This window comes from Thioclava sp. PTB-PU3-1, assembly GCF_055666785.1.
Map to the genome: position 1 here is coordinate 634,732 of NZ_JBVNVL010000001.1, position 21,414 is coordinate 656,145.

Annotated in this window: 19 protein-coding genes; 11 read left to right on the forward strand and 8 right to left on the reverse strand. The window is 65.8% G+C overall.

What is annotated here, in order from left to right:
* Positions 1–27: 27 nt before the first annotated feature.
* The 3 genes from tkt to ACZ7GB_RS02845 are packed head-to-tail and all read left to right on the forward strand — an operon-like array spanning position 28 to position 3,862.
* The gene (gene tkt, locus ACZ7GB_RS02835) at positions 28–2,046 is read left to right on the forward strand and encodes a transketolase (RefSeq protein ID WP_472157588.1); all 2,019 of its coding nucleotides are present in this window, start codon (positions 28–30) and stop codon (positions 2,044–2,046) included.
* 41 nt (positions 2,047–2,087) lie between these two features.
* The gene (locus tag ACZ7GB_RS02840; protein ID WP_472157589.1) at positions 2,088–2,975 is read left to right on the forward strand and encodes a DMT family transporter; all 888 of its coding nucleotides are present in this window, start codon (positions 2,088–2,090) and stop codon (positions 2,973–2,975) included.
* 11 nt (positions 2,976–2,986) lie between these two features.
* On the forward strand, positions 2,987–3,862 hold the full coding sequence (locus tag ACZ7GB_RS02845) for a lysophospholipid acyltransferase family protein (RefSeq protein ID WP_472157590.1): 876 nt from the start codon (positions 2,987–2,989) through the stop codon (positions 3,860–3,862).
* Positions 3,863–3,911: 49 nt separating this feature from the next.
* On the opposite strand, the gene ACZ7GB_RS02850 is transcribed toward ACZ7GB_RS02845, so the two are convergent.
* From ACZ7GB_RS02850 to ACZ7GB_RS02870, 5 genes are all read right to left on the reverse strand, one after another.
* The gene (locus ACZ7GB_RS02850) at positions 3,912–5,513 is read right to left on the reverse strand and encodes an APC family permease (protein WP_472157591.1); all 1,602 of its coding nucleotides are present in this window, start codon (positions 5,511–5,513) and stop codon (positions 3,912–3,914) included.
* A gap of 119 nt (positions 5,514–5,632) precedes the next feature.
* Entirely contained in the window at positions 5,633–7,048 is a 1,416-nt protein-coding gene (locus tag ACZ7GB_RS02855; RefSeq protein WP_472157592.1) for an aldehyde dehydrogenase family protein, read from the reverse strand.
* Positions 7,049–7,109: 61 nt separating this feature from the next.
* Positions 7,110–7,895, reverse strand: a complete 786-nt coding sequence (locus ACZ7GB_RS02860) for a metal ABC transporter permease (RefSeq protein WP_078519617.1) — start codon at positions 7,893–7,895, stop codon at positions 7,110–7,112.
* Complete coding sequence (locus tag ACZ7GB_RS02865; protein ID WP_472157593.1) at positions 7,888–8,688, reverse strand: metal ABC transporter ATP-binding protein; 801 nt, start codon at positions 8,686–8,688, stop codon at positions 7,888–7,890. Before ACZ7GB_RS02865 ends, ACZ7GB_RS02860 begins: the two co-directional genes overlap by 8 nt.
* Positions 8,685–9,194: a Fur family transcriptional regulator gene (locus tag ACZ7GB_RS02870; protein WP_078569424.1), complete on the reverse strand. Its 510-nt coding sequence runs from the start codon at positions 9,192–9,194 to the stop codon at positions 8,685–8,687. The genes ACZ7GB_RS02865 and ACZ7GB_RS02870 overlap by 4 nt, the downstream gene beginning before the upstream one ends.
* Positions 9,195–9,285: 91 nt before the next feature.
* Here ACZ7GB_RS02870 and ACZ7GB_RS02875 point away from each other — a divergent pair, with 91 nt between their 5' ends.
* The 4 genes from ACZ7GB_RS02875 to ACZ7GB_RS02890 are packed head-to-tail and all read left to right on the forward strand — an operon-like array spanning position 9,286 to position 12,370.
* A complete protein-coding gene (locus ACZ7GB_RS02875) occupies positions 9,286–10,242 on the forward strand; it encodes a zinc ABC transporter substrate-binding protein (protein WP_472157594.1) in 957 nt (318 codons plus the stop codon).
* A gap of 32 nt (positions 10,243–10,274) precedes the next feature.
* On the forward strand, positions 10,275–11,039 hold the full coding sequence (locus tag ACZ7GB_RS02880) for a 2-dehydro-3-deoxygalactonokinase (RefSeq protein WP_472157595.1): 765 nt from the start codon (positions 10,275–10,277) through the stop codon (positions 11,037–11,039).
* Between the two features lie 35 nt (positions 11,040–11,074).
* Complete coding sequence (locus tag ACZ7GB_RS02885) at positions 11,075–11,605, forward strand: GbsR/MarR family transcriptional regulator (protein WP_472157596.1); 531 nt, start codon at positions 11,075–11,077, stop codon at positions 11,603–11,605.
* Positions 11,606–11,653: 48 nt separating this feature from the next.
* Positions 11,654–12,370, forward strand: coding sequence for a hypothetical protein (locus ACZ7GB_RS02890; RefSeq protein WP_472157597.1), 717 nt, complete (start codon positions 11,654–11,656; stop codon positions 12,368–12,370).
* Between the two features lie 10 nt (positions 12,371–12,380).
* On the opposite strand, the gene ACZ7GB_RS02895 is transcribed toward ACZ7GB_RS02890, so the two are convergent.
* Together ACZ7GB_RS02895 and secG are read right to left on the reverse strand one after the other, a co-directional pair.
* The gene (locus ACZ7GB_RS02895) at positions 12,381–14,024 is read right to left on the reverse strand and encodes a CTP synthase (RefSeq protein WP_078519623.1); all 1,644 of its coding nucleotides are present in this window, start codon (positions 14,022–14,024) and stop codon (positions 12,381–12,383) included.
* A 183-nt stretch (positions 14,025–14,207) separates the two neighbouring features.
* Positions 14,208–14,660, reverse strand: coding sequence for a preprotein translocase subunit SecG (secG, locus tag ACZ7GB_RS02900; RefSeq protein WP_078539694.1), 453 nt, complete (start codon positions 14,658–14,660; stop codon positions 14,208–14,210).
* A 291-nt stretch (positions 14,661–14,951) separates the two neighbouring features.
* On the opposite strand from secG, the gene ACZ7GB_RS02905 reads away from it, so the two are divergent.
* The 3 genes from ACZ7GB_RS02905 to ACZ7GB_RS02915 are packed head-to-tail and all read left to right on the forward strand — an operon-like array spanning position 14,952 to position 17,712.
* Positions 14,952–16,247, forward strand: coding sequence for an adenylosuccinate synthase (locus ACZ7GB_RS02905; protein ID WP_078546316.1), 1,296 nt, complete (start codon positions 14,952–14,954; stop codon positions 16,245–16,247).
* A 4-nt stretch (positions 16,248–16,251) separates the two neighbouring features.
* Entirely contained in the window at positions 16,252–16,491 is a 240-nt protein-coding gene (locus tag ACZ7GB_RS02910; protein ID WP_078599438.1) for a DUF2842 domain-containing protein, read from the forward strand.
* Positions 16,492–16,533: 42 nt separating this feature from the next.
* The gene (locus ACZ7GB_RS02915) at positions 16,534–17,712 is read left to right on the forward strand and encodes an amidohydrolase (RefSeq protein WP_472157598.1); all 1,179 of its coding nucleotides are present in this window, start codon (positions 16,534–16,536) and stop codon (positions 17,710–17,712) included.
* A 54-nt stretch (positions 17,713–17,766) separates the two neighbouring features.
* On the opposite strand, the gene ACZ7GB_RS02920 is transcribed toward ACZ7GB_RS02915, so the two are convergent.
* Positions 17,767–20,619 (reverse strand): hypothetical protein, encoded by a 2,853-nt coding sequence (locus ACZ7GB_RS02920; RefSeq protein ID WP_472157599.1) that lies wholly within the window; start codon positions 20,617–20,619, stop codon positions 17,767–17,769.
* Between the two features lie 141 nt (positions 20,620–20,760).
* Here ACZ7GB_RS02920 and ACZ7GB_RS02925 point away from each other — a divergent pair, with 141 nt between their 5' ends.
* Positions 20,761–21,414: a thiamine diphosphokinase gene (locus tag ACZ7GB_RS02925; RefSeq protein ID WP_472157600.1), complete on the forward strand. Its 654-nt coding sequence runs from the start codon at positions 20,761–20,763 to the stop codon at positions 21,412–21,414.

A 21,414-nucleotide genomic window follows, 5' to 3' on the forward strand; every position in this document is an offset into this window, starting at 1 on the left:
AACTGCTGCCCTGCGAAAGGACGTTTCATGGAAATCGAAGAGCTGCGCGCCGCCCATCCTGAGCATTGGAAACTTGCCTCCGCGATCCGCGCACTGGCGATGGATGCGGTACAGGCCGCAAATTCCGGTCACCCCGGCATGCCGATGGGCATGGCCGATGTCGCGACCGTTCTGTTCCAGAACCACCTGAAATTCGACGTGAAGAACCCGAAATGGGCTGACCGCGACCGCTTCATCCTGTCGGCCGGCCACGGCTCGATGCTGATCTACTCGCTGCTCTATCTCTGCGGCGACGAGCAGGTGACGCTCGACCAAATCAAGAACTTCCGCCAGTCGGGCGCTCTGACCGCCGGCCACCCCGAGAACTTCCTGCTCGACGCAGTGGAGACCACGACCGGCCCGCTCGGCCAGGGCCTCGCGACTTCGGTCGGCATGGCCATCGCCGAAGAGGCGCTGCGCGCGCAATGGGGCAAGAAGCTCGTCGATCACCGCACCTGGGTCATCGCAGGCGACGGCTGCCTGATGGAAGGCATCTCCCAGGAGGCCATCGGCCTTGCCGGGATGCAGGAACTGTCGAACCTGATCGTGCTGTGGGACAATAACGACATCACCATCGACGGCCGCGTGTCGATGTCCGATAAGACCGACCAGCGCAAGCGCTTCGAAGCGTCGGGCTGGACCGTGTTTGCCTGCGACGGCCACGATCCGGCCTCCATCGACGAGGCGCTGACCAAGGCGAAGAAAGCCAAGGGTCCGGTTCTGGTCGACTGCAAGACCATTATCGGCTTCGGCGCACCGACCAAAGCCGACAGCTACTCGGCCCACGGCTCGCCGCTGGGCGACGAGGAGATCGCACGCACCAAGGCGATCTACGGCTGGGATCACGGCCCGTTCGAAATCCCCGCCGACGTGAAGTCGCAATGGGAAGCGATCGGCACCCGCGGCGCGGCAGAGCGTGGCGAATGGGAAGAGCGCTTCGGCAAGCTCTCGGCAGCCAAGCAGGCCGAGTTCACCCGCATCATGGAAGGCGGCGTCTCGAAGAAGCTGACCGGCGCGATCCGCAAGTTCAAGAAAGAGCAGGCCGAAGCCGCGCCGAAAGTCGCGACCCGCAAGGCGTCGGAGATGGTGCTGGGCGTGATCAACGCCGCCTGCCCCGAGACCATCGGCGGCTCGGCCGACCTCACCGGCTCGAACCTGACCAAGTCGAAGGACATGACGGTCTTCAACCCGGAGAACCGCAAGGGCCGCTACATCCATTACGGTATCCGCGAGCACGGCATGGCGGCTGCGATGAACGGCCAGTGGCTGCATGGCGGCGTGCGTCCCTATGGCGGCACGTTCTTCTGCTTCACCGACTACGCGCGCGGCGCCATGCGTCTGTCGGCGCTGATGAAAGTGCCGACCGTCTATGTCATGACCCATGACTCCATCGGTCTGGGCGAAGACGGCCCGACCCACCAGCCGGTCGAGCATCTGGCAATCTGCCGCGCGACGCCCAACACGCTGACCTTCCGCCCCGCCGATGTCATCGAGACCGCCGAGGCGTGGGAAATCGCGATGAACCAGGAGGGCACGCCCTCGGTTCTGGCGCTGTCGCGTCAGGGTCTGCCGACGCTGCGCACCGAGTACAAGCCACAGAACCTCACCGCGCGCGGCGCCTACGTCCTCGCCGAGGCCGACGGCAAGCGTCAGGTGATCCTGATGGCGACCGGCTCGGAAGTGGAAATCGCTATCAAAGCCCGCGAGCTGCTGCAGAAGGAAGCGATCGGCACCCGTGTCGTCTCGATGCCCTGCATGGAGCTGTTCGCCGAGCAGGACGAGGCCTACCGCAAGCGCGTGCTGCCGCCGAACTCGGTCCGTGTGGCCGTCGAGGCCGCCGTGCGCCAGCCGTGGGACCGCTGGCTTCTGGGCGAGCGTGGCCGCGAGGCGAAAGCCGGCTTCGTGGGCATGGAGGGCTTCGGCGCTTCCGCCCCCGCAGGCGAGCTTTACGAGAAGTTCGGGATCACCCCCGAGGCCGTGGCCGAGAAGGTCAAGAGCCTCCTCTGATGGCTCTGCCCGGCTTGAAAGCGACTGCGAGGGGGCCCGCCGTGGCCCCCTCTTCACATCCCGAGGGCGATCGTCCCGGGATGGGGATCGCGCTGATGCTTGGCGCGTTCTCGATGCTGACGCTGATGGACGCTTTCGCGAAGCTTCTCGGGCAAGGCTATCACCCGCTCCTGATCGTCTGGGCGCGCTTCGCGGTGAATGCCGCCGTGCTGGCGGTTATCTATCGCGGCAGCCTGCCGCGCCGAATCCGTAGCGCACAGCCGAAGTTCCAGCTGGGCCGGGCGCTGTTCCAGATGGGCGCGATCGTGTCCTTCTTCTACGCGCTGAAACATGTGCCGCTGGCCACCGCCACCGCGCTTGGCGACCTCAACCCGGTGATCGTGACGCTGGGCGCGGCGCTGTTTCTGGGCGAGCGGCTGGGCCCGCACCGCATCTTCGGCATTCTGGCGGCCTTCATGGGCGCGATGATCATCCTGCGTCCGGGCTTCGGGGGGCTGCATCCGGCGGCGTTTCTGGCGCTGCTGGCCGCGTTCAGCTTCGCGGGCGCGGTGCTTCTGACGCGCTACCTGCGCGGCGATAGCGCGGCCACCTCGCAGCTGTGGTCGGCTTTCACCGGGCTTGCGCTTTCCTCGCTCGCCCTGCCCTTCATCTGGCAGCCGATCGCGCTGTCCGATCTGTGGGTTTTCCTCGGTCTCGGGCTCGCGGGCAGCCTGTCGCAATTCCTGCTCATCCGCGCCTTCGCGCTGGCCGAAGCCTCGACGCTCGCACCCTTCGGTTACTCGGGTCTGCTGTTCGCGTCCTTCTGGGGATGGCTGATGTTCGGGCAGTTCCCCGACGGGTTCACGATTGCCGGGGCGCTTGTGATCGTGGGGGCTGGCCTCTATGTCTGGTCGCGTGAGCGCCGTGCCGCGCGCCAAGCCAGAGCCTGACACTCGACACGATGAAGAACCGCGAACCCACCCTGTCCGACCGCGCCTCGAATGCCCTTTTCGTGGCAGTGATGCGGCTGGTCCAGCGCCTGCCCTACGAGCGGCGCATCCCGGCGGCGGGGCGGATGGTGGCGCGGCTGGCCCCGATCCTCGGATTCACCCGCAAGATCCGCGAGAACCTGCGTATCGCCTGCCCGGACCTCTCCGAGGACGAGATCAAGCGGCTGCAGCGCGAGATGCCCGACAATCTGGGCCGGATGCTGGCCGAGATCTATTCGGGCGCGGAATTCGTGGAGCGCGTGCGCGATCTGCCGATCGAGGGACCGGGCGCCGCGACGCTGGAGGCCGCCCATCGCGAGCACCGCCCCGTGGTCCTCGCGGCGGGCCATTTCGGCAATTACGACGCGTGGCGCGCGGCGCTGGCCGGGCGCGGCTACCGGGTCGGCGCGATCTACCGCCCGATGAACAACCCGCTCTTCAACGAGCAATATGTCTCGACCATCTCGGCCATCGCAGAGCCGCTGTTCTCGCGCTCGCGCCGGGGGCTGGGCGACATGATGAAATTCCTGCGCGACGGCGGAATGGTCGCCTTCGGCTTCGACCAGCATTTCAACAAGGGCGCGGAACTGAGCTTCTTCGGCCTACCCGCGCGCACGCCGCTGTCGGCGGCGGAAATGGCGCTGAAGATGAAAGCCGATCTGGTGCCGATCTACGCGATCCGGCAGCCCGACGGGCTCAACTTCAAGATCTATGCCGACAAGCCCGTGCCGCACAGCACCCCCGAGGCGATGACGCAGACGCTCAATGACGGGCTGGAGGAGATGATCCTCAAGCACATGGAGCAATGGCTCTGGATCCATCGCCGCTGGAAGGTGAAGCGGACATAAGAAAGGCGCGCGAGTATCCCCGCGCGCCCTTTTGTCATCTCGCAAAGGCTCAGTTACCGCGCTGGATACGCTCCATCAGCGCGCCGGTCTCCTCGGCGGGCAGAGCCGCGCGCAGCGCGAACCAGATTACCACCAGCGACCACACCGCGACGAGGCCCATCCCGCTCCAGAAGTTCAGCACGTTCAGCGCGTGATCCGACGTTCCGAGCGCCGTGATCACCCAAAGCCCGCCGAACCACAGCGCCAGCCAGCCGATATGGCCCCAGCCGAACTCGGAGGCGGATTTCTTCTGCAGGACGTGGAAGACCACCGCATAGACTGCGAAGCCCCCGAGCAGCATCCCGAACAGGATCGAGTCGGTGTAGAAACCCGTCCAGTAGATCACGAGGTTCGACGCGATGAAGGCCAGCGGCGCGAGGATTTCCGCCCCTTTCAGGCGGAAGGCGCGCTCGGCATCGGGTTGGCTGCGGCGCAGCACCATCAGGACGATCGGACCGAGGCCGTAGGTCAGAACCGTGATCGAGCTGATATAGCCCACCAGCAGCTGCCATGCCGGGAAGGGCAGCAGGAAGAACACGCCCACCGCCCACATTACCGCGACCGCCAGCCACGGCACGCCGTGGCGGGTCGTATGGGTCAGTGCGCTCGGCCCGCTCTCGGTGTCACCCACCGCATAGAGGATACGCGAGCCGCCGGTGACGTAGATCAGCCCCGTCCCGCCGGGAGAGACATAAGCGTCGACGTAAAGGAGCAGCGCCAGCCATCCCATGCCCAGCGTCGCCGCGAGACCGGCGAAGGGACCAGCGGAGCCTTTGAAGCTCAACGACGCCCAGCCATTCGCCAGATCGCCCTGCGAGAGCGCCATGATGAAGGCCACCTGCAGCAGGATATAAACGATCGCGGCGAGAATGACCGACCCGATGACCGCCATCGGGATATTGCGGCCCGGATTGGCGCTCTCGCCGCCCAGGTCGATCGCGGTGCGGAAGCCAAGGAAGGAGAACACGATCCCTGCGGCGGGAATGGCGGTGAACATGCCCTGCGCCTTGTAGATGCCCGGTGCCGCATGCCAGACGCCCCAATGGGACGAGGCCGCGATCAGCCCGACCACGGTGATCAGCGGCACGGCGATCTTCCACCACGTGACGGTGTTGTTCACCTTTAGCAGCGCCTTGATCGCGAGCAGGTTCAGCAGCGCCAGCACGCTCAGGAGCAGCGCGGAGGTGATGAAGCCCACCAGCGTCAGCGTGCCCGACCCGTCCCCGCGCAGGAAATACGGCAGGTAGTTATTGGCATAGGTGACGATCCCCTCGGCCTCGACCGCAGGCACCGGCGCATAGCTGAGAAACAGCATCCAGCCCCAGAGCCGTCCCAGCGTCGCGCCGTGGCTCGCATGGCTCATATGGACGAGCGCGCCGGATTTGGAGAACATCGTGGAGAGTTCGGCAAAGCACAGCGCGATCAGCATGATGATCGCCGCCCCGATCACCCAGGACCAGACCGAGAGCGGCCCTGCGATTTTCGAGGCGTGATAGGCGCCGAACAACCAGCCCGAGCCGATCATGGAGGTGGTGGAGGCAAAGAGCAGCCCGATGACCCCGGCGTCACGCCGCAGTTTGCCTCCTCCGGCCATCGTTTCTGTTGATGCCATTGGTTAATCCCCTGTTTCTTATTAATCACAAGGGTTCAACTAGGGCGCGATTTCGCCAACCGGAGCGATTACACGGGCTTGTGGCGGAACGCGATCACGCGTGAAATCTGCAGTCGGACTTAGCGCAGGAATTTCTGGGCAAGCTTCGCCATGCGTCCGCTGCGATAGGGCGGCATCAGCATCGCAAGCGGCGCGAACCGGTTCTCGAGCACAGGCTTAAGATGGGTGAAAGCCTCGAAGCCCCAATGTCCATGCGCGGCCCCGACACCCGAATTCCCGATCCCGCCGAAGGGCAGGTTCTGGTGCAGATAATGGACCAGCGCGACATTAACGCCCACCGCGCCGGAACTGGTCGCGCGGCGCAGCCGGTCGATCAGACCACGGTCGCGCTCGAAGATATAAAGGGCGAGCGGCTTCGGTCCGGCCTCGATCCGCGCCACCACATCCGCCGCATCGTCGAAGGGGATGACCGGCAGAACGGGGCCGAAAATCTCCTCCTGCTCGACGCGCATCGACGGGTCGGTGCCCATCAGGACGGTCGGCGCGATATAGCGGCTCTCGGCCTCGCTGGTGGCACCGGTCAGCGCCTTTGCGCCGGCGGATTGCGCGCTCTCGATCATGCCCATCAGGCGGGCGAAATGATCCGGGTTGATGATCCGTGCGAGATCGCGCGAGGCCGCCTGCGCCTCTTCCGTCTTGCCATACATCCGCGCGATCGCGGCTTTCAGCTCGGCCAGAAAGGGCGCCTCGATCTGCTTGGCGACATAGACGTGATCGGGGGCGATGCAGGTCTGACCGGCATTCGCGAACTTGCCCCAGGCGATCATCCGCGCGGCCTTTTTCAGGTCCGCACCGGGGCCGACGATGACCGGGGATTTGCCCCCCAGCTCAAGCGTCACCGACGTCAGATGCTTCGCCGCCGCCGCCATCACGATCTTGCCCACCCGCGGCGAGCCGGTGAAGAAGATATGATCGAAGGGCTGGTCGAGCAGTTCCTGACTGACCTCGACCCCGCCCTGTACAACGCGCACGAGATCGGCAGGCAGCGCCTCCTCCACGATCTGCGCGATCACGGCGGCGCTGGCCGGGGCAAGCTCGGACGGTTTGACGATCGCGGCACAGCCCGCCGCGATGGCCGACACCAACGGCCCGAGCGACAGCGCCAGCGGGTAATTCCACGGCGCGATGATCAGCGCGGTGCCCTTCGGCTCGGGCACGATCCGCGCGCGGGTGCCGAACATGGCGCGGGTCGGGCGCACCCGGCGCACGCGCGTCCATGTCTTAAGATTGCGCAGCGCGTGCGAAATCTCGGCCTGAACGGGCAGAATCTCGCTCAGGCGGATTTCGGCCTCGGGCTTGGCGAAATCCTCCGCCAGCGCCGCGAGGATCTCCGCTTCGTAGTCATGGATCGCGCGCGAGAGCGCCTGCAGCGCCGCGCGCCGCTGCGCGGGATCGAAAGCCATGCGACGCTGCGGATTGCCCGCCGCGAGGTCGACGAATATCTGCGCCGGGGTCTTGAAACTGCGGTGATCCATCGGGGCTCCTTTGCCGCGCATCTCACCGCGCGGGAGGGGAAATGGCAAGCGGCAGCGCGGCTTAGCGCGCGCGACGCAGCGGCAGGGACAACACGAAGAGCACGGTCGAGGCCGCCACGATCGACGGACCGGCGGGGGTGTCGAACTGCAACGAGCCCCAGAGCCCCAGCAGCACCGAGGCGATCCCCACCCCGGTCGCGCCCGCCGCCATCGCCTCGGGCCCGCGCGCGAATTGCCGCGCCGTGGCCGCCGGGATGATGAGCAGCGCCGCGATCAGCAGCGCACCGACGATCTTGATTGCCACGGCCACGGTCAGCGCCAGCGCGATGGTCAGCGCCATCTGCTCGCGCCGCGGGTCAAGCCCCGAGGACATCGCCAGCTCGTCATTGATCGTCGCGGTCAGCAGCCCCTGCCAGCGCCATGCCAGCAGCGCCACGACCACAGCCGAGCCGCCCCAGACCACGGCCAGATCGCTGCGCGACACGGCGAGGATATCGCCGAACAGCCAAGCTGACAGGTCGACCCGCAGCCCCGATTGCAGCGACGCCGCGACGAGGCCGAAGGCCAGCGCGGAATGGGCGAGCACCCCCAGGAGCGTGTCCATCGCATGGCCGCGCCCCGAGAGCCGTGCAACGGTGAGAGCCATCGCCAGCGCCACGCCGAGCGTGCCGAGATAGACCGAGATGCCGAAGGCGAAGCTCAGCGCCACGCCGAGGATCGCCGCATGGGCGGTCGCGTCGCCGAAATAGGCCATGCGCCGCCACACCACGAAAGAGCCCAAGGGGCCGGTCGCGAAGGTCAGGCCGATCCCGGCCAGCGCCGCGCGGAAAAGAAAATCGTCAAACATGCGCCTGCCCGTGGGTTTGAGTGCCGTCTTGTGCCTCGTCATGGGCGTGGTCGTGATCGTGGCTGCAGGTCGCGTGATCCGCGTGCTCGCCATGATCGTGGCTATGCTGGTAGAGCGCGAAGGCCCCTTGCGTGCCCATCCCGAACAGCGCGCGATATTCCGGTGCCTCGGCCACCACCTTCGGCGTGCCCTGACAGCAGACATGGCCGTTGAGGCAGATCACCCGATCCGAGGCCGACATCACGACGTGCAGATCGTGACTGACCATCAGCACCGCGCAGCCGGTTTCCTGACGGACCTCCTCGATCAGCTTGTAGAACCCCGCCGTGCCGGGCTGGTCGAGCCCCTGCGTCGGCTCGTCGAGGATCAGGATCTGCGGCTCCGACAGCAAGGCGCGCGCCAGAAGCACACGTTGGAACTGCCCGCCCGAAAGCCGCGAAATCTGCCGCCCACCCAGATGCGGAACGCCGGTGCGTTCCAGGGCGGCCTCGGCGCGCGCGTTGGAGACGCGCTTGGGCAGCGACAGGAAGCGGCGCACCGTCAACGGCAGGCTCGCATCGACATGCAGCTTTTGCGGGACATAACCGATCCGCAGCCCCGCCTGACGGTTCACCTTGCCGCGTGCGGCGCGCTCCAGCCCGATCAGGGCGCGGATCAGCGTCGATTTGCCCGACCCGTTCGGCCCGACGACAGTGACGATCTCGCCCGGGAAAATCGTGAAGTCGACGCCGTGAAGCACTTCGACCTCGCCATGGCGCACGCTCAGGCCCTGCGCCGTGATCAACTCGCTCATTGCGCCTCCTCAGCGGCGCAGTTCGGGCACAGCCCCAGCGCCTCGACGGTCGCCCGCTCGACATGGAAATTCAGCCGCTCCGCCGCGCCCTGCAGCGCGCGGCGCACCTCTTCGGCCCCCTCTTCGGGCCCAGCCTCGGCGACCTCTCCGCAATTGCGGCAGATCAGGAAGACCGGCGCATGTTCCTCGCCCGGGCTCATGCAGGCGGCGAAGGCATTCAGGCGGCGCACGCGATGCGCAAGACCGTGCTCGACAAGGAATTCCAGCGCGCGATAGGCCACGGGCGGCTGCTTGCCGAACCCATCCTCTGCGAGCCGGTCGAGCACCTCGTAGGCGCCCATAGCCCGATGTTCTTCCAGCAGAATTTCCAGCGCGCGCTTGCGCACCGGGGTCAGACGCGCGCCCTTTTCGGCGGCGACAGCCTCGGCGCGCGCCAGCGTCGTGCCGGCGCATCGGCTGTGGTCATGCGGCGTGAAAGCCTTGGCGGAAGAGGTCGAAGATCCCACGAGAACGTTACCTTATCACATTTCTTCTTGACGAGTGATTTTATAACATACATGTTCCGCTCCTCAGATCAAGTTGGACAGGAGACATCCGATGCGCCCCACCCTTCCCGTTCTCGTGAGCGCGCTTGCCGCACTGCCCGCCCTCGCCCAAGCCGAGGTGCCCAGCGTCGTCACCGATGTTCCCCCGGTGCAGTCGCTCGTCGCACAGGTGATGGGCGATCTGGGCAAGCCCGAAGTGCTGCTCGGTCAGAATTCGGACGCGCATCACTATCAGCTAAAGCCCAGCCAAGCGCGCGATCTGCAGGATGCCGATCTCGTCTTCTGGGTCGGCCCGCGCCTGACGCCGTGGCTCGAACGCGCCATCGAAGGCGTCGGCGTGAAGGGCCAATCGGTCGAACTGCTGCACGCCCCCGGAACGAATGTGCGCAGTTTCTCGGCGCAGGACCCGCATGATCACAGCGCCGATCTCGACGAGAACGAGGGGCACGCCGAGGCGGGGCACGACGACCACGGCGAGATCGATCAGATGACCGATCCCCATGCGTGGCTCGACCCCGACAATGCGAAGCTCTGGCTCGGCCTGATCGCCGAAGATCTTTCCAAGGCCGACCCCGAACATGCCGACACCTACGCAGCCAATGCCAAATCGGCGCAGTCGCGGATCGAGACGCTCGACGCCAAGCTCAAGGCTGAGTTTGCGCCGGTCGCGGACAAGCCCTTCCTCGTCTATCACGCAGCTTACGGCTATCTGGCCGATCATTACGGGCTGACCATCATGGGTGCGCTCTCGCCCAGCGATGCATCGACCCCCGGCGCGGCCCATCTCGTGAGCCTGCGCGACGAGGCCTCGGCGAAGGATGCCGTCTGTGCTTTCCCGGAGACGAACCACGATCCGAAAATGGTCGAAATTCTCGTCGATGGGACGCCGGTGACGCTCGGCAAGTCGCTCGATCCGTCCGGCACCGCGCTGACCTATGGCCCCGGACTGTACGAGGACCTGATGCAGGGAATGGCGGACACGATCACCGCCTGCCTGTCGCAGGGTTGATCCCGCACCACCTCCGTGCGATCTGATGCGCCATGGCTGATTGGATCGCACTTACGGAAGAATTCGGGCGCTGGCGCGCTGCACATGTCTCGGACGGGGCGGTGAGCGACCGCAAATCCGGGCCCGCCGCCCGCCCGCTTTTGCCCGACGGGGCCGCTGCGATCGTGGCGGCCTCCGCTGCAGGCCCTGCCCCGCGCGCCCTGCCCTGCACCCCTCGCCCCGAAGGCGCGCTGCCGCTGACCGAGATCGGCGGGCAAAGCTATCCCGCCCTGCCCGGCCTGATCCAAGACAGCGACGGCACCGAGATCACCGCCCCCGAGGCGGCCCGGATCGCCGGTATCCTCGCAGGCCTCCCGCAATTCGATGGCGTGATCTGGATCTGCGGTGCAAGCGCGATCTGGGCGCATATCTCGGCGGGTGAAGTCGTCAGCGCGATGCGCGCAGGCTCCGCCGCGATGCTGGCCGCGCTCGGCTCGCCGCTGGAGGCGGGCGACGGGTTCGACGCAGCCCTCGCCGATACGCTCTCGCGCCCCGAACGCCTCGCGCGCGAATTGGCCCCGCTCAGCCTCGGACGCCCCGCCCCACGCGCCGCCGGTGCCGTGCTCGGCGCGGAACTCGCCGCGGCGAAACCGTGGTGGCTCGGGCAAACCGTGCTGGCGCTGTCCTCCGCCTCCGCCCCCGGCTGGTCGGAAATTTGCGCCCGCGGCTTGCAAGCGCAGGGCGCGCAGGTCACTTTGGGCGACGGGGAGGCCGCGCTGATCGCGGGGCTGTCCGCGGCGCGCCGACCCGGCGCGTAACCGAGCGGCGACAATAGGCGGCAGAGGATGGATGCATGAGTGAAACCGAACTGCCCGAAGCCTTCGCCGAACTCGCCCCCCGTTTCGGATTTTCCCGCCCCGCAGGCCGCTGTCTCGGCGCGATCTGGCGCGCGGCGCAAGCGCCCTCGGCCGACGATCTGGTGACGCAGCTTAGCCTGTCGCGCTCCAATGTCTCGACCGCGCTGAAGGAGTTGCGCGATGCGGGGCTCGTGCAGGCCGCGCGCTCGCCGGGTTCGCGCAAGGATTACTTCGTGGCCCCGACCGAGCCGTGGGAACTGGCACGCCTGATGCTGGCCGAGCGCGAACGCCGCGTGATCGGCCCCGCGCGCGACCACCTGTCCGCCCTGGAAGCCCGCAGCGCCGATCCGCGCGCGGCGGCCCTGTGCGAGCTGCTCGACGCGGCCTCGGGCTACATCCAGACGCTGATCCGCCTCGATCCGGCCGAGCTTGCCCGCCAGATCGACCCCGCCCGCGGCGCCCCCAAGGCCGAGAAACCCGCCCCGAAGCCGTCGAAGAAGAAAAAGAAAAAAGCCGCGCAAACCTAGGCGCGGCTCTCTTGAGTTTCGGATCTTGGCGATGGACGCAACTGATAGATGAAAGTTCTTATTGATACATCGGTCTTCCATCACGCAGCCGCTACACGGTCCGAATGGAAGGACAATGGAACAAAGCTGTGGGGCGGCGAAATCCCAATTCAAACAGGCTGGATTCAAACGGTCAAAAGCGGCCATCCAATCTCAGCGAGCAAAGGCGGCGAGCAGACCCGATATATTTCGGCTTTGGCGGAAGCTTTCAAAAACGGCTTGCTGGAGGCTCACACTACCGACGCGCTCGACATCGAACGCATGTACGAAGGTCGCGCGCGAGCGCGAAGCATGCAGTTGGGTGCTGCGTCATTGTTCCAAGGCTTAAAGCTATTCGGGCACATGACCCTACCCGATCTGGAAATCAGGCTACCGGGGAATGACCCGAAAACCCAACTCAGACACGAAATCAGCCGACAAACTGAAAAGACATTTCGCGACATACTCGCCGCAATCGACCAAGTGAGATCGACGGAAAAGAACAGCCAAGATGCTTGGCACTTGCGTTGCACACTTGCCCTCGGACTAGATACCTTTCTCACCACCGATACGAAATTGATCGGTCAAATCAAGAGCATCGCAAAGCAAGAAATTCGCACTAGACTACTCGAAGCGGTCAAGCTCCCCTCGACGCTCTGCGAACAACTAAAGATCACCCCACACAGTGATGCTCAGTTCGAGAGGCACGTGGTTCGCCTGACCGGCTTCCCTTACGCGAGAGGATAAATCGGAACGATTACACCAACCGGCTCTGATCCCGCGCGGCCTTGATGAAGCCAGCAAACAGCGGGTGCGGCGCGAAGGGCTTCGATTTCAGCTCGGGGTGGAACTGCACGCCGATGAACCACGGATGGTCCTTGTGCTCGACGATCTCGGGCAGGCGACCATCGGGCGACATGCCGGAGAAGGTCATGCCGCATTTTTCCAGCGGCTCGCGATACTTGATGTCGACCTCGTAGCGGTGGCGGTGACGCTCTTCGATATCGGTCGAGCCGTAGACTTCCGCGACCTTCGAGCCCTCTTTCAGCGCGGCTGAATAGGCGCCCAGACGCATCGTGCCGCCCTTGTCGTCGGTCACCTTGCGCTCGACCCGGTGGTTGCCCTGCACCCATTCCTTGAGGTGATAGACGACCGGGGTGAAGCGCTTCTTGCCCGCCTCGTGGTCGAACTCTTCCGAGCCCGCATCGCTGACGCCTGCGAGGTTCCGCGCGGCCTCGATGACGGCCATTTGCATCCCCAGACAGATGCCCAGATAGGGCACGCCCTTTTCGCGCGCGAATTGGGCCGCCCGGATCTTGCCTTCCGTGCCGCGCTCGCCGAAGCCGCCGGGCACGAGGATCGCGTGGTAGTTTTCCAGATAGGGCGCGGGGTCTTCGTTCTCGAAAATCTCCGCGTCGATCCATTCCGCCTTCACGCGCACCCGGTTCGCCATGCCGCCATGGGTCAGCGCCTCGGCGATCGACTTGTAGGCGTCTTCGAGCTGGACATATTTGCCCACGATCGCCACGCGCACTTCGCCTTCGGCATGGTCGAGACGATCCATCACGTCTTCCCAGCGGCTCAGTTCCGGCTTCGGCGCGGGCGAGATGCCGAACGCGTCCAGCACTGCTTGATCGAGGCCCATGCGGTGATAGGCCAGCGGCGCCTCGTAGATCGACTTCAGGTCATAGGCCGGGATCACCGCCTCGGGGCGCACGTTACAGAACAGCGCGATCTTGCCGCGCTCTTTTTCCGGAATCGGCTGCTCCGAGCGGCAGACCAGCACGTCAGGCTGCAGGCCGATCGAGCGCAGTTCCTTCACCGAGTGCTGCGTCGGCTTGGTCTTCAGCTCGCCCGACGCCGCCAGATAGGGCAGCAGCGTGAGATGCATAAAGATGCATTGGCCGCGCGGACGGTCCTGGCTGAACTGGCGGATCGCTTCGAAGAAGGGCAGGCCCTCGATATCGCCGACCGTACCGCCGATCTCGCAGAGCATGAAATCGACCTCGTCATCGCCGACATCGAGGAAGTCCTTGATCTCGTTGGTGACGTGCGGGATCACTTGGATCGTTTTGCCCAGGTATTCGCCGCGGCGCTCCTTCTCGAGCACGTTAGTGTAAATCCGCCCCGAAGAGATCGAGTCGGTCTTGCGTGCCGAGACGCCGGTGAAGCGTTCGTAATGGCCAAGGTCGAGATCGGTCTCGGCCCCGTCATCGGTGACGAAGACCTCGCCATGCTCGAACGGGCTCATCGTGCCCGGATCGACGTTGAGATACGGGTCGAGCTTGCGCAGCCGAACCGAAAAGCCGCGTGCTTGCAGCAATGCCCCCAAGGCGGCTGATGCCAAACCCTTGCCGAGCGACGAGACAACGCCGCCGGTAATGAAGACATAACGTGCCATGAAGACCCCCGTGATCTGCGAAATTCGAATGGTTTCCCTGCCCCAAAGAGGGTCAGGATCACGGGATTTAATGCTTACACGATTCGCGGCCTGCCCGCAACCAGACCGCAAGCTATTGAGTTTGGATAGGACGCACCCGCAACTTTTTGTGGGTGCGAACCGATTGTCGGCTGAAGTGACGGCTTAGTTGGCGGCGGGCGGCGTAACCGGACCGCTTTGCGTATCCGTCGTGGTTTCGCCCGCGTTTCCGCCGGTCGAGGCATCCGACCCGCTTGCCGGCGGCGGCATCACCACATCGAGCGACGGCGTCGAGCCGGTCGTGTCATTCGCCGGCGCGGTCTCTGCCGGAGCGCTCTGCTCGGGCGCGGCGCTATCGAGCACCGAGCTGCTGCCCGCTTTCTGCGCGGCCAGAACCGTCAGCGTCACCGAGGTCGCGAAGAAGCCAGCGGCCAGAACCCAGGTCACGCGAGTCAGCGCATTGGCCGCCTGCCGACCGGTCATCAGCCCGCCGACACCGCCGCCAGAGCTGTTGGACGACCCCATGCCGAGGCCACCCCCTTCGGAGCGTTGCAGCAGCACCACGCCAATCAGCAGCAGTGCGAGGATCAGATGGATCGAGAGAACGACGTTTTCCATGAACGGGTCGGGCCTTCTTTCTTGCGACGCGCCTATCTAGGCGGATGAGACTGAGGGTGCAAGGCCGCAGAGGTGTATTTTCGGCTTTCGCGGGGTCAAATCGGCACAGCCACGCAGCCTGCATCCGCCCTCCCCTTCGTTTTGGCCCAAATATCCCCGCCGGAGGCGCCTGCCTCCTCGCGCGCGCGTCACGCGGGGATAGAGTGAACCACCTCTCGCAAATGCGGGCTTTCGCACCGCGCGCTCAGCCGCTATACCTCGCGCGGTTTTACACCTGCCAAGGAGAGAGCAATGGCCAATGTCGTCGTCGTCGGCGCCCAATGGGGTGACGAGGGGAAAGGCAAGATCGTGGACTGGCTCAGCGAGCGCGCGGATGTGATCGCGCGGTTTCAGGGCGGTCATAACGCGGGCCATACGCTCGTGATCGACGGCAAGGTCTACAAGCTCAACGCGCTGCCTTCGGGTGTGGTGCGGGGCGGCAAGCTCTCGGTGATCGGCAATGGCGTCGTGCTCGACCCGTTCCACCTGCTCGCAGAGATCGAGAAGATCCGCGATCAGGGCGTGGAGATCACCCCCGAGACGCTGATGATCGCGGAAAACACCCCGCTGATCCTGCCGATTCACGGCGAGCTCGACCGCGCCCGCGAGGAAGCGGCCTCGAAGGGCACCAAGATCGGCACCACCGGTCGCGGCATCGGCCCGGCCTATGAAGACAAGGTCGGCCGCCGTTCGGTCCGCGTGGCAGACCTTGCCGATGATGCGACGCTGGAAGCCCGTGTCGACCGCGCGCTGCAGCACCACGATCCGCTGCGCAAGGGTCTCGGCATCGAGGCGATCGACCGCGACGCGCTGATCGCAAAGCTCAAGGACGTCGCACCCGAGATCCTGAAATACGCCGCACCTGTGTGGAAAGTGCTCAACGAGAAGCGCAAGCAGGGCAAGCGCATCCTGTTCGAAGGCGCGCAGGGCTCGCTTCTGGATATCGATTTCGGCACCTACCCCTTCGTGACCTCGTCGAACGTGGTTGCAGGTCAGGCCGCAGCGGGCACCGGCATGGGCCCGGGCGCGATCGATTTCGTGCTCGGCATCGTCAAAGCCTACACCACCCGCGTCGGCGAAGGCCCCTTCCCGACCGAGCTGGACGACGAAGACGGCAACCGTCTCGGCACGCGCGGCCATGAATTCGGCACCGTCACGGGCCGCAAGCGCCGCTGTGGCTGGTTCGACGCGGCGCTGGTGCGCCAGACCTGCGCGATCTCGGGCGTGAACGGCATCGCGCTGACCAAGCTCGACGTGCTCGACGGCTTTGAGACGATCAAGATCTGCACCGGTTATGAGCTCGACGGCGAGACGCTCGACTATCTGCCGACCGCCGCGGAAGAGCAAAAGCGCTGCGTGCCGGTCTATGAAGAGATCGAAGGCTGGGCCGAATCGACCGAAGGCGCGCGCAGCTGGGCCGATCTGCCGGCGGCGGCGATCAAATATGTCCGCCGGATCGAGGAGCTGATCGACTGCCCGGTCGCGATGCTCTCGACCTCGCCCGAGCGCGATGACACGATCCTCGTGACCGACCCCTTCGCGGATTGATCCGATGGCGCTGAGCTACAAGGCCCGACGCCGCCTCTCGCTGCTGGCCCTCGTCGTGGGGCTGCCCGCCTATATCGTCGTCGCGGTGACGGTGGTGAACTGGGCAGGCGCGCGCTGGGGGCGGCTGCCGATCTGGGCCGAGTTCGGCGTCTATGTCGTGCTTGGCCTGCTGTGGATCGCGCCGCTCAAGCCGATCTTCAAAGGCGTCGGAAAGGACGACCCCGACGATCCGTCCAAGCCGTGACACCCTCTGGCGGGCGCGCCGAAAAACGGGCAAATTAGCCCGATGACCAGCGCGCCCTCCCCCCTCCCGCCCGACAGTCTGACCAATTCCGACATCGCGGAACTGACCGCGTGGCGGCACCGTCTGCATCAGGACCCAGAGCTTTCCGGCGAGGAACGCGACACCGCCGCGCGGGTCGTCGCGATGCTGCTGCCAACCGCACCGGACCACATGCTGACCGAGCTTGGCGGGCATGGCGTCGCCGCGATTTACGAGGGGGCGGAGCCCGGCCCGACGATTCTCCTGCGCTGCGAATTGGACGCGCTGCCGATCCACGAGACCGGCACGCCGCCTTACCGGTCGAACTTTCCCGGCAAGGGGCACTTATGCGGCCATGACGGTCACATGGCGATTCTCGCAGGCGTGGCGCGCTGGCTGTCGCGCAATCGTCCCGCGCGTGGCCGCGCGATCTTGCTATTCCAACCTGCCGAAGAGACGGGCGCGGGGGCTGCGGCCGTGATCGCCGATCCGCGCTTTGCCGAGATCGCGCCCGATCTGTCCTTCGCGCTGCACAACATGCCCGGCGTGGCCTTCGGGGCGGCGGCGCTGCAGGACGGGGTGATGAACTGCGCCTCGCGCGGCATGAAAATCACGCTCACCGGGTGGACCGCCCATGCCTCGCTGCCGGAAAGCGGTCGTTCTCCCGCCCCGGCGCTCGCCCGGCTGCTGAGCGACCTGACGGCGCTCGGCAACGATTTGCACCAGAGCGATCCCGATTTCGCGCGCGTGACGATCACCCATGCGCGGCTCGGCGAACCCGCCTTCGGCGTCGCTCCCGGCGCGGCGGAGCTGTGGGCGACCCTGCGCACCCAGCGCGATGCGGGGATGGCGGGGCTCGTGGAGAAAGCCGAGACGATGGTGCACGAGGCCGCCGATGCGCTCGGGCTGGAGCGCGAGATCACCTATCACGATATCTTCCGCCACTGCGAAAACGCTCCTGAAGCGAACGCCATCCTGCGCGCGGCGCTTAAGGCCGAAGGTATCGAAACCACCGAAACCGATCTGCCGATGCGCGCCTCCGAGGATTTCGGGCGTTTCGCCGATCACGGTCCCGCCGCGATGGCGCTTCTGGGCGCGGGCGACCGCCCTGCCCTGCACAATCCCGATTACGACTTCCCCGACGCGCTGATCGCCCCCGGCGCGCGCGTGCTGATCCAGTGCCTGCGCGCACGGCTTTATTGATCCAATGAAAAAGGGCGCCCCCGCAGGACCGCCCCTTCTGATCTGTCGCCGGGCTTACTGCCCCGAGGCCATCTTCGCCTCGTCCCAGTAGCGCGAGGCTTCGGTGATCGCATATTGGCCACGCTTCACCTTGGTGATCTTGCCCTGACGCAGCAGGCGCCCGAAGACGCGCATCCGCTCTTCGCGCGGCACGTCAGCGGCATCGTCCATGACGGACAGCTTGCGCATGATCTGCGGCGGCGAGAAATGCGGGCGCCCCTCCACGGCCGAAGTATAGGCGGCGGCGGCTTCCAGCAGATCGGAGAGGCCCTGCGTGCCGAGGCTTTCCGCGAATTCGGCGAAGCTGGTCGCCTGCTCGGGGTTCATCGGCGTGGTTTCGGATTCGTCGCCTTGGGCAGCGGCGAACTGACCTGCCGAGACACGGCGCGGACGGATCGCGGCGGCGGGCTGAGCAGCCGGCTGCTCGACCTCCTCGACCTCCGAGGCTTCCTCTGCATCGACGCGCTGTTCGGAAACCAGCACCAGCGGCGCGGGGCGCAACGGATCGGGACGGCGCGATGCCGTCTCGCCCGAGCTGACCGGGCGGCGCGGGCGCACGGCCTGGGTCAGATCGGCGCGGTAGGGTTCGGACCCGTCCTCGTCCTCGACGCCCCCTTTCGCGGTGTCCTGCCCCTTGGCCAGACGATCCGCAACGGTCGCGGCGACGGCGGCCTTGAGATGCGCGATCGCGGAGAAGCGGCGGCGGGTTTCGACCACTTCGGCCTGCTTGTCGGCCTCGGCCAGAAGGCGATCCACCTCGGCTTCGCGGTCGGTCTCTTCCTCGGAGAGCGACGCGGCCTCGCGTGCGGCAACCTCGGTCGGGGCTTCCGCCTCTTCCGTGTCTTCCGCATCGGCGGTCTCGACGGTTTCGGCCTCTGCCTCCGCGTCCTCGGCTTCGGTCTCGTCTGCGGCCTCGGCGTCAAATTCCGGTGCGAAGACGTCGGCGGAGATATCCTCGGCCTCATCCTCGGCCACGGTGTCGTCTTCCGACATCTCGGCTTCGGCTTCGGCCTCTTCGGCGATGATCGCGTTGCCCAGAACCAGCACGTTTTGCGCGTCGAGCGATGCGGTTGCCGGGGTCGCCTCGGGCTCTTCCGCTTCGGGCGCGGCGGCCTCGTCTTGCGTCAGAACCAGCGGCGCGTCGACCGACTCGTCTTCCAGATCGGACAGGTCGATATCGGGCAGCTCCAGGTCTTCGTAAACATCTGCCTGCGCAACCGCCTCGTCCGGGGCTTCGTCAGCCGTCTCGATTTCGGCGCCGGTGAAGAGGTTCTCCATCTGCAGCGCGGCGAGTTCGCGCATGAGATCAGCTTCGGCTTCGGGCGAGAGGCGCCCCGGCATCCGGCTATCGCGATCACCTTCATCCTGCGGCTGCTCTGCCTGCGGCGCGACCGGAGCAGGGCTGGCCTCCTCCGTCGTTTCGCTCAATTCGGCCGCCAGACGTGCGGCGAGGTCGTCATCCTCGGCTTCTGCTTCCAGCTCGGCCTCGGCTTCCACCTCTTGCTCGGCTTCGGCAGCCACTTCGGATGCCTGTTGCGCGCCGTCGCCCTCGATCTGCTCGGCAGCCGGGATCGCCTGATCCTCTGCACTGTCTGCCATGGCCGCGTCGTCGGTCTGCGCCGGAATCTCTTTTGAAGCGTCCGCAGCAACCTCCGCAGCCGCGGCTTCGATCGTTTCGCGGCGGCGTACCTTGATCACACGCGCGCGCATCCGCGGCGCGGCGGGCGCATCGGCGTCAACGGTGATGTCGGCCGAGGTCTCTTCGGTTTGTTCCTCGGCCTGTTCGACTGTTTCCTCTTCGGTCGCACCGAGTTCTTCGGCTGCGGCCTTGAGCGCTGCGATGCGCTTGGCACGCTTGGCCGAACGGCGCGCGCGGCGGGCCGCCTGACGGCGCCCCATCTGGTCGTCGGTCGGGCCAAACGCGGCTTCGGCTTCGTCGGCAGCGTCCTCTTCCGAGGCATCGGGTTCGGCTGCTGCGATGTCTTCGGCTTCAGTCTCCTCCGTTTCGGCGACGGGCGCTTCCTCGGTGACGACGTCTTCGTCTTCGCGAGCAACTTCCGCTACTTCTTCGTTTTCTTCCGCAATCTGTTCGAGCGCGGCCTCTGCCGAGGCTTCTTCTGCCACCTCCGCCTCGGGCATCTCGGCCTCGGGCTGCGTGGGTTCGGAGGCTTCGGGTTCGATTTCCTCGGCGCTCAGCGGGCCGGAAATGTCGAGGTCATAGCCGAAATCTTCGGCTTCGCTCGACGGCTCGGTCTCGAAGCGGTCCAGAAGCGCCTCGGGGACGGAAACGAGCTCGTCTTCCTCGGCAAAGCTGTCGGCCTGAACCACGCGGGCGCGGGCCACGGCTTCGCGGATGCGCTGCAGCTTAGCGGCGACGGTTTCCGGCTGCGCGAAGCCTGCTTCGGGTTCGACGGGCTGGGCTTCAATCTCGGGCTCGGGCTGCTCTGCGACCGGTTCGGGCGCGGCTGCCGGCTCGGGCGTCTCGGCGACCTCCGGCTGCACGGGCGCTTCGGCGGCAGGCGCGGCTTCTTGCAGCGCGTCCGACGTCACCAGCGGCTCTTCCTGAGCGGGCGCGGGCGCCTCGTCGGCTGCAGCCTCGCCACCCAGCAGGGTGTCTTGCTGGCGCAGAACAACGCCGTTTTCCTGAATTTTCGCTTCGACCCGGCGCTGAATTTCGCGCTCTGCGATACGGTGAAGCATCTCCGCATCGGGCTGGGGCGGCTCTGCACCGAAATACCGGTCGTCGGCAGCCAGATCGCGGAAATACTCCGCAATCGCCTTCATCGTGTTGAAAGGCTCATCAAATCCTTCCAAGGTGCACGAAAAGGTGCCGTAGGATACGGTCAGGATCTTGCTCGCACCAACCATGGACCACTCGCTTTCTATTGGACCTCAATGCGTCGACATTCCTGTCCAACTGGTTCTTTCGCGTGGACGAAAGAAGGCATTTGAAAGGTTTTTTACCGGTCTCGATTGTCTTTCGTTGCCACAATCGTCATCAATCAGCCCATGATTAGCAGTATTGTCCATTCGTCAACCGGGGTTTCGCTTCTCGGCGCCGGCGCAGTTAACCATGCGGATGTTGACGAAGCGTTGACAATCGCCCCCTATCTCGTGGCCGCCGATGGCGGTGGAGATCGGGCCTTGTCGATGGGTCTCGAGCCCGAAGCGGTGATCGGCGATCTCGATTCCCTGTCGGATGCGGCGCGCGCCACACTTGGCCCGCGGGTGCATCCGGTGGCCGAGCAGGACAGCACCGATTTCGCGAAATGCCTGCAACGGATCAAGGCGCCGTTCATTCTGGCGCTCGGCTTCACCGGGATGCGGCTGGATCACACGCTGGCCGCGATGACCGACCTGATCCGCACGCCGCACCGGGTCGTGATGCTGGCCGAGGAAGAGGTGATCTTCCGTTGTCCCCCGTCCCTTTCGCTGGATGTGACGGAAGGCACGCGGGTCTCTTTGTTTCCATTCGGCGAGGTAAAGGCGCGCTCGGAAGGGCTGCAATGGCCGCTGGACGGGATCGGCTTCACGCCCGCCGAGCGGGTCGGCACGTCGAACCGGGCGACGGGGCCCGTGCGGATCATGCTGGAGGGGCCAGCCCTGATGATGCTGCCACGCGAAGAATTGGCCACCGCCCTGACAGGTCTGGGGATCGGCTGA